The 7,861-nt window shown below is 68.4% G+C and carries 8 protein-coding genes; 2 read left to right on the top strand and 6 right to left on the bottom strand.

Going from position 1 to position 7,861, the window contains the following annotated elements:
• Positions 1 to 111 precede the first annotated feature (111 nt).
• Together EAO72_RS25970 and thiC are read right to left on the bottom strand one after the other, a co-directional pair.
• A complete protein-coding gene (locus EAO72_RS25970; protein ID WP_148019617.1) occupies positions 112 to 1,803 on the bottom strand; it encodes a DUF885 domain-containing protein in 1,692 nt (563 codons plus the stop codon).
• A gap of 123 nt (positions 1,804 to 1,926) precedes the next feature.
• Entirely contained in the window at positions 1,927 to 3,726 is a 1,800-nt protein-coding gene (gene thiC / locus EAO72_RS25975) for a phosphomethylpyrimidine synthase ThiC (RefSeq protein ID WP_148019618.1), read from the bottom strand.
• A 196-nt stretch (positions 3,727 to 3,922) separates the two neighbouring features.
• Here thiC and EAO72_RS25980 point away from each other — a divergent pair, with 196 nt between their 5' ends.
• Positions 3,923 to 5,263 (top strand): YibE/F family protein, encoded by a 1,341-nt coding sequence (locus EAO72_RS25980; protein WP_148019619.1) that lies wholly within the window; start codon positions 3,923 to 3,925, stop codon positions 5,261 to 5,263.
• An 80-nt stretch (positions 5,264 to 5,343) separates the two neighbouring features.
• Here EAO72_RS25980 and EAO72_RS25985 read toward each other — a convergent pair whose 3' ends face one another.
• The 4 genes from EAO72_RS25985 to EAO72_RS26000 all read right to left on the bottom strand — a co-directional run bounded on the left by EAO72_RS25985 (position 5,344) and on the right by EAO72_RS26000 (position 7,617).
• Positions 5,344 to 5,781, bottom strand: coding sequence for an SsgA family sporulation/cell division regulator (locus tag EAO72_RS25985; protein WP_114245561.1), 438 nt, complete (start codon positions 5,779 to 5,781; stop codon positions 5,344 to 5,346).
• 101 nt (positions 5,782 to 5,882) lie between these two features.
• Positions 5,883 to 6,653 (bottom strand): IclR family transcriptional regulator, encoded by a 771-nt coding sequence (locus EAO72_RS25990; RefSeq protein ID WP_187285214.1) that lies wholly within the window; start codon positions 6,651 to 6,653, stop codon positions 5,883 to 5,885.
• A 241-nt stretch (positions 6,654 to 6,894) separates the two neighbouring features.
• Positions 6,895 to 7,104 carry a DUF5326 family protein gene (locus tag EAO72_RS25995; protein WP_148022045.1) on the bottom strand — a complete coding sequence of 70 codons (210 nt, stop codon included), beginning with the start codon at positions 7,102 to 7,104 and terminating at the stop codon, positions 6,895 to 6,897.
• Between the two features lie 195 nt (positions 7,105 to 7,299).
• A complete protein-coding gene (locus EAO72_RS26000) occupies positions 7,300 to 7,617 on the bottom strand; it encodes a cupin domain-containing protein (protein ID WP_148019620.1) in 318 nt (105 codons plus the stop codon).
• 68 nt (positions 7,618 to 7,685) lie between these two features.
• On the opposite strand from EAO72_RS26000, the gene EAO72_RS44140 reads away from it, so the two are divergent.
• Positions 7,686 to 7,861 (top strand): phage holin family protein (locus tag EAO72_RS44140; protein WP_148022046.1); only part of this gene is annotated, 176 nt, incomplete at its 3' end.

Here is a 7,861-nt window from a genome sequence, read left to right on the forward strand (position 1 = left end):
CCCGCACATTCGCGCGCATGGGCCGGTTCCCCGCACATCCGCGCCTCGGGACCCGTCCCCCGGGGGATGCGGGACAGATCTCCGGGGCGTCGGCTCCGCCCGTTTCCGGATCTACAGCGCCGCCAGACTGCCGACCAGGTCATCGAGCCCCAACGAGCCCTGGGACAGTGCCTTCATGTGCCACGCCTTGAGGTCGAAGGCCGCACCATGGCGCCGCTTCGCCTCCGCCCGGCCCCGCAACCAGGCGCGTTCGCCGAGCTTGTAGCCGATGGCCTGGCCGGGCCAGCCAAGGTAGCGGTCGATCTCCGCGTCACGGCGGGCAGCCGGGCTGCCGTTGTAGGTGGCCATGAACTCCGCCGCGAGGGCGCCCGTCCAGCGTTCGCCCGGGTGGAAGCCCGAGTCGGCGGGGACGGCGAGTCCGAGGTGCATGCCGATGTCGACGATCACCCGGATGGTGCGCAGCATCTGCCCGTCCAGGAAGCCGAGCCGGCGCGCGGGGTCGGCGAAGCAGCCCAGGTCGTCCATGAAGCGTTCGGCATACAGCGCCCAGCCTTCGATGTTGGCGCTGACGATGCCCTCGGTGACCTGGTAGCGGCTGAGGCCGTCGGCGACCGTGACCCACTGGGCGAACTGGAGGTGATGGCCGGGGACGCCCTCGTGGTACCAGATGCTGACGAGCTGCCAGGTCGGGTAGGTGCCCTGCTCCAGGGCGGGTAGGAAGGTACGTCCCGGCCGGCTGAAGTCGAGGCTCGGTCCCTGGTAGTAGGGCCCGGAGGCGCTGCCGGCCGGCGCGATGCGGGACTCGACCTTGGCGAGCGGACCGGAGAGGTCGAAGTGGCTGCCGTCGAGCGCGCTGACCGCCTCGTCCATCAGCTGCTGCAACCAGTCGCGGGCGGCCTCATCGCCCTTGACCGCGTGGCCGTGCTCCTCCAGGTGGTGCATGGTCTCCAGGAGGCCGGCGCCGGGCAGGACGCGTTCGGCTTCGACGCGCATCTCGGCGAGCGTCCGGTGGAACTCGTCCCAGGCCCAGCTGTAGGCCTCGTCCAGGTCGAGTTCGGCGCCGGTGTTGTGCCGGGCGGCCCGCAGATAGCGCTCCCGGCCCACCGCGTCAGGAGTGCCCGCCGCAGCGGGGAGGTAGGTGTCGCGCAGCCACTCACGGAATGCGGAGACGGCGCCGGTGGCCCGGAGGGCGGCGGCGTCCAGCTCGGGCCGCATCCGCTCGGTGCCGTCCGCGACGAAACCGGCGAACCAGCCCGCACCCCTGTCCGCGCCCCGTCCGGCGGACTCCCCGGTCCAGTCGGCGAGCTGGCCGATCACGCCGGCGACCTGCCGGGGCGCGGCGAGCAGGCCGCGGGATATGCCCTCGGTGAGGGTGCGCCGGTAGCCGTCCAGGGCCTCGGGAAGGTGGCGCAGGCGGCCGGCCACTGCCGCCCAGTCCTCGTCCGTGGTCGTGGGCATCAGGGTGAAGATCGAACGCACCTGATCGACGTGCGCGCCCACCGTGCGCAGCTGTCGGTAGTTCTCGCCGGTGTCGTGCATCGCGAGTTCGGCGGTCAGCCGTTCCCGCAGCAGCCGGGCGCACGCCAGTTCGGCGCGGTCGTCGGGCACAGGAGCGGCGTCGAGCGCGGCGAGACTGCGCCGGGCCAGCTCGGCGTGGGCCTCGAAACCGTCCGGGGAGAGGTCCGGCTGCCGGTCGTCGCCCGGGTTCAGGCCCAGCCATGCGGAGGTCATCGGATCGTGTGCGGCCACCTGATCGAGGTGGCGGTCGGCGATGGTGCGCGGGGTGACCGATTCGTTTGCCATGAACACATCTTGACGCGCCGTCGGGTTCCTCATCCAGGCTCTCGAGCGCTGTTCCGGGCGGGCCGGGCCCGCCCGGAACAGCGACTGTTCAGCCGCGCGTCAGTCCGTCAGTCCGTCAGTCCGTCAGTCCGTCAGCGGGAGGTACACCCGGTTGCCCCGGGCGGCGAACTCCTCGGACTTCACCGCCATGCCGGCCAGCGCCTCCGCGTCGAACTCGGTGGGGACGGCCGTGGCCCCGTCACCGTGCTCGTCACGGATCTTCTGGGAGATCTTCATCGAGCAGAACTTCGGTCCGCACATCGAGCAGAAGTGCGCCGTCTTCGCCGGCTCGGCGGGCAGTGTCTCGTCGTGGAACTCCCGCGCCGTGTCCGGGTCGAGGGCCAGATTGAACTGGTCCTCCCAGCGGAACTCGAACCGGGCGTCCGACAGCGCGTCGTCCCATTCCTGCGCCCCCGGGTGCCCCTTGGCGAGGTCCGCCGCATGGGCCGCGATCTTGTACGTGATGACCCCGGTCTTCACATCGTCCCGGTTGGGCAGGCCGAGGTGCTCCTTGGGTGTCACGTAGCAGAGCATCGCCGTCCCCCACCAGGCGATCATCGCGGCGCCGATGCCCGAGGTGATGTGGTCGTACGCGGGCGCCACATCGGTCGTCAGCGGGCCGAGCGTGTAGAACGGCGCCTCCTCGCAGATCTCCTGCTGGAGGTCGATGTTCTCCTTGATCTTGTGCATCGGGACGTGGCCCGGCCCCTCGATCATGGTCTGGACCCCGAACCGCTTGGCGATGGTGTTCAGTTCGCCGAGCGTACGCAGCTCGGCGAACTGGGCCTCGTCGTTGGCGTCCGCGATCGACCCGGGGCGCAGCCCGTCGCCCAGGGAGTAGGTCACGTCGTACGAGGCGAGGATCTCGCAGAGCTCCTCGAAGTTCTCGTAGAGGAACGACTCCTTGTGGTGCGCGAGGCACCACGCCGCCATGATCGAGCCGCCCCGGGAGACGATGCCGGTCTTGCGGCGGGCCGTCAGCGGTACGTACGGCAGGCGTACGCCTGCGTGCACCGTCATGTAGTCGACACCTTGCTCGGCCTGCTCGATGACCGTGTCCTTGTAGACCTCCCAGGTCAGCTCCTCGGCCCTGCCGTCGACCTTCTCCAGTGCCTGGTAGAGCGGCACGGTGCCGATCGGCACGGGGGAGTTGCGAAGAACCCACTCACGGGTGGTGTGGATGTTGCGGCCGGTGGACAGATCCATGACGGTATCGGCGCCCCACTTGGTCGCCCAGGTCATCTTGTCCACCTCCTCCTCAATGGAGGACGAGACCGCGGAGTTGCCGATGTTGGCGTTCACCTTCACCAGGAACCGCTTGCCGATGATCATCGGCTCGATCTCCGGATGGTTCACGTTCGCCGGCAGTACGGCCCGGCCGGCGGCGATCTCCTCGCGCACCACCTCCGGATCGACGTTCTCCCGGATCGCCACGTACTCCATCTCGGGTGTGACCTCGCCCCGGCGGGCGTACGCGAGCTGGGTGACGGGGCGGCCGTTGCGGCTGCGTCGCGGCTGGCGGGGGCGGCCGGGGAAGACGGCGTCCAGGTTGCGCAGCCCGCCGCGCGGTGAGGTGTGCTTGAGCCCGTCGTCCTCGGGGCGTCCGGGACGTCCCGTGTACTCCTCGGTGTCGCCGCGGGAGATGATCCAGTTCTCCCGCAGAGGTGCCAGTCCGCGACGGACGTCGGTCTCGGTGGTGGGGTCGGTGTACGGCCCCGACGTGTCGTACAGCGTCACGTCGTCGCCGTTGGTGAGATGCACCTGACGGACCGGCACCCGAAGGTCCGGACGTGAGCCCTGGACATAACCCTTGTGCCAGCCGATGGACTTCCCGGCCTCGTCGCTCCGGTTCGAGGCAGGCATGCGTGTGTCCGATGTGGTCATGAGACCTACTCCCTACGCCGGCATTACCCGGTAACAGGTTCGGCGGTCGGCGCAGCGTGTCCCGTACGGACGTACGGAGATCAGCGCCCTCTCAGCCCGGTGCTCCGAGCTCCCGCGTGTGCAAAGGTGCCACCACGCTAGCGCCCTTGCCGGCGAACTGAACAGAGGGCCCTTCTCTTCTTGCGATGATCGGCCGGTGACGTCCCCCCATAACGACCCCGAACCGCAGGGCCATCAGCACGGGCACTCCCACAGCCACGGCCCCGCCGCCCCCGTCTCCGGCCATCTGCGCAAGGTGATCGCCGCCGTGCTGATCCCGTTCGCGGCCGCGGTCGCCGTCGGCCTCGTGGTCCTCTGGCCCGGTGGTGCGCCGGCGCACGAGCGCACCGGTGTCGGATTCGACCGACAGACCCAGCAAGGAAAGGTGGTGAACGTCGACCGGGTCGACTGCAAGGACCTGAACGCCTCCCAGCTGCCCGTCAGCGGCGGGACCACGCCGCCCGCCGGTGAAAGGACCGAGGGGGACGACGGGGCCGGCCTCTGCGGGAAAGCCACCGTCGAGATCACGAGCGGTCAGGACAAGGGCCGGAAGTTCGTCGAGGTCGTCCAGCCCGGCGCACCACGGCAACTACGGGAGGGACAGGGGGTGGTCGTCGCGTACGCCCCCGACGCTCCCCATGACCTCCAGTACTCCGTGACGGACGTGAACCGGAAGTTCCCGCTGATGCTGCTGGCCGGGATCTTCGCGCTGGTGGTGGTCGCCGTGGGCAGAATGCGCGGGGTGATGGCCCTGGTGGCGCTCGCCCTGTCCTTCGCCGTCCTGACGCTGTTCATCCTTCCGGCCATCCTGCAGGGATCGAACCCGCTGGTCGTGGCGGTCGTCGGGGCGAGCGCCATCATGCTGATCGCGCTCTACATCTGCCACGGGCTGACGGCCCGCACCTCGGTCGCCGTCATCGGCACCCTGATCTCACTGCTGCTGATCGGGCTGCTCGGCTCGCTCTTCATCGGCTGGGCGAGTCTGAGCGGGAACACCGACGACAACACCGGCCTCATCCACGGCCTGTATCCGCACATCGACATGAGCGGGCTGCTGCTGGCCGGCGTCATCATCGGTTCCCTCGGGGTACTCGACGACGTGACGGTCACCCAGACCTCGGCGGTCTGGGAACTGCACCAGGCGGACCCGACGATGAGTGCGAAGCAGCTCTACCGGGCGGGGATCAGGATCGGCCGCGACCACATCGCCTCGGTGGTCAACACCCTGGTCCTCGCCTATGCGGGCGCCGCACTTCCTTTGCTGCTGCTGTTCTCGATCGCGCAGAGCAGCGTGGGGACCGTGGCCAACAGCGAACTGGTGGCGGAGGAGATCGTGCGCACTCTGATCGGCTCGATCGGACTGGTCGCCTCGGTGCCCGTGACCACCGCGCTCGCCGCACTGGTCGTCTCCGCCGACCGCACCGGGCCCGCCCCGGATACCGAAACTCCGGCCCTCGTACGGAGCGGCAGGGGACGCCGCCGTCGGGCGAAGTCCTGAGTGTCCGGTCACGGAGAGCGATTCACCCGTTCGGCAGGTGTGCTGTTCGACCGCCATGCAGGCCAGGGACACGGCCGTGGTCAGCCCGCGTTCTGTTCCTCGGCCAGAATTCGCCCCAGTGCCTCTTCCAGATTGCCCTCGAAGTCACCCAGCGTGCACTCCTGCCCGAGCGGCACGAGCTTGTCCGTCCGGTCGAGGAACGCCACGAGGGGCGCCGTACCGGCCCGGAAGAGCGCACGGTCAGCCCCCACCTGGAGCCGGATGTGGACGTCGGACAGCCCTTCGGGCTCGGTCGGCCCGATGTGCACATCGCCGTCACCACTGGGGCTGTTGAGACCGTCGAGCAGCAGCTCGCGGCCAAAAGCCCAGGTGACGGGGGCATCGCCGGGCAGATGGAAGGTCATCCGGATCGCGTACGGATCGCACACTTCGTACCGGAGCTCCACCGGGATACGGAAAGAGAGCTCCTCGGAGACGAGGAAGCTCATCATGACCTCAGCTTGAACCGACTCGCGCATCGTTCAACCCCGCAGTAGATGAATCTGGCCAGGAATGATCCCCCATGGCCCTATTGACGCCATCGTGGTGCACGCGATAGCAGATCACAAGGAGTGATTTTTCAGATACTGATAGAGAACACGAACGAACGCAAGAGGCTGGCCACTTCGCCACGTAGTCGTTCGACTGCGGGGAGCAACCGTTCTTCCTGGTCGAGAGGGACCGAAATGGCCATCGCGGCGGCCGTGAATCCGGCCGCGATCGGGATGGCCGCGCAGACCGTTCCGAGCGCGTACTCCTGTCGTTCGACGACAGGTTTCGTACGCTCGATCGACCGCAACCGCTCAAGAAGTGCCGGCCGATCGCGCACGGAGTAGCGCGTCAGCGGGCGCACGGGATGCCGGTCCACATGATCCTCGCGGGCCTGCTCGTCGAGCTGGCTCAGCAGGCACTGGCCGATCGCGTGGGCATGCCCCGTCTCACCGAACGCCGCCCACTCCTCCACCGCCGGCGCCGCCGGGGTGTCCGCGACCGCGACGAGCTCGATCTCGCCGTCGCGGTAGACGGCGCAGTACACCGGGGCTCCGATGATGTCCCGCCACCGCCCCAGGGACTGGGTCATTCTGCTGCGACGATTCTGCAGCGCTCCGTCGTCCACCAGCCGCTCCGCGGCGGCGCCGAAGAGGAAGACGCCGTTCTCCCGGCGCAGATATCCCTCATGGGTCAGCGTGCGCAGCAGGTGGTAGGCGGTGGGAAGCGGAAGACCCGCTTCCCGTGCGAGCTGTTTGGCCGGCGCCCCGTCGCGATGGGTACCCACAGCCTCCAGCAGCCTCAGCGCCCGCTGCACCGATCCGATCAGCGTCGGAACGGCGGTACTCGATGCCGTGGTCAACGGTCACCCCCAGGCATGGTGACGGGCGGTCAGCCCGCCTGTGGGGGCCGCCCCCACAGATCTGCCGCAGGCCTGGGGTCCAGAAGGCCGGATGCCGTACAAACCACTGGTCAGGGTGGCGACTGACGGTGTTTTCCCAGGTGGCGGCAGCGGACTGCCACTGTATCGGGAGCATCCGGGCCGAGTGCCGTTTCGCCTTCCGCTTAGCTCAGCTGGGCTAATCGCCCGGCCGCTCGTGCGGTTACCAGCCGCCTCCCGAGGAGGACGACATGAACTTCCGCACGACGAACACGAGCCCACCGATCAGGACCACGAAGAGCAGGACCTTGAACAGCAGACCGACCACGAAGCCGACGATGCTGGCGATCAGGCTGCCGAACACGACGATCGCGATGACGGGCACCGCGATCCACTTCACCCACCAGGGCATTCCCGCGAATATCTCCCGCACCGCCATCGTCCCTACCTCGTCTCTGTGAGTTCCTGCTTCGATGCTAGAGGTGTCGCGGCCGGCTGAGGGGGCCGCGATCCCTTGAACTCCCCTGATCGATCCCCTAGGGATCCCCGAGACGCGGCCCTGCCCCCGGGCCGGTGCGGCCCTGCCCTCGTCGCGTGCGGCTCAGCCCTCGGGCAGCGTCGCGTGGGCTCAGCCCTCGGGCGGCGAGAAGACCACCATCACGCGCAGGTCCTCCGTGATGTGATGGAACTTGTGGGCGGTGCCGGCAGGTACGTACACGACACTTCCTCTGCCCACCTGCGTCGTTTCCATGCCCACGGTGATCGAAGCGCGCCCGCTGACGACGAGGTAGACCTCGTCCTGCTGGTGCGGCTGCTGTGGGTCGAGTTCACCGGCGTCCAGTGCGTACAGACCGACAGACATGTTCCGTTCGCGGACGAACTGGAGGCGGAACGGGCCGCCAACGACGGTGCTTATCTCCAGTTCGTCCAGTCTGAATGCCTTCATGGCCCGTCCGCCCCTTGCCTCTGTCCAGCCGGTGTCCGCCACCGATCATGTCTGCCACGATCAGACACATGAAGAATTTCGTAGTCAAGACGATCGCCAACGCGGGTGCGCTGGCCGTGGCCATCTGGCTGCTCCACGACATCACGCTGACCGGCGGCAGCACCGGCCGCAAGGTACTGACCCTGATCGTGGTCGCGCTGATCTTCGGCCTGGTCAACTTCGTGGTCAAGCCGGTGGTGAAGCT

This window comes from Streptomyces sp. OR43, from assembly GCF_008042275.1.
Lineage (GTDB): Bacteria > Actinomycetota > Actinomycetes > Streptomycetales > Streptomycetaceae > Streptomyces.

Bases quoted from the DNA above. Each gene is read 5' to 3' on its own strand.
- EAO72_RS26000 (WP_148019620.1), bottom strand. From the start codon at position 7,617: ATGAAGGCATTCAGACTGGACGAACTGGAGATAAGCACCGTCGTTGGC.
- EAO72_RS25985 (WP_114245561.1), bottom strand. From the start codon at position 5,781: ATGCGCGAGTCGGTTCAAGCTGAGGTCATGATGAGCTTCCTCGTCTCC.
- EAO72_RS25970 (WP_148019617.1), bottom strand. From the start codon at position 1,803: ATGGCAAACGAATCGGTCACCCCGCGCACCATCGCCGACCGCCACCTC.
- thiC (WP_148019618.1), bottom strand. From the start codon at position 3,726: ATGACCACATCGGACACACGCATGCCTGCCTCGAACCGGAGCGACGAG.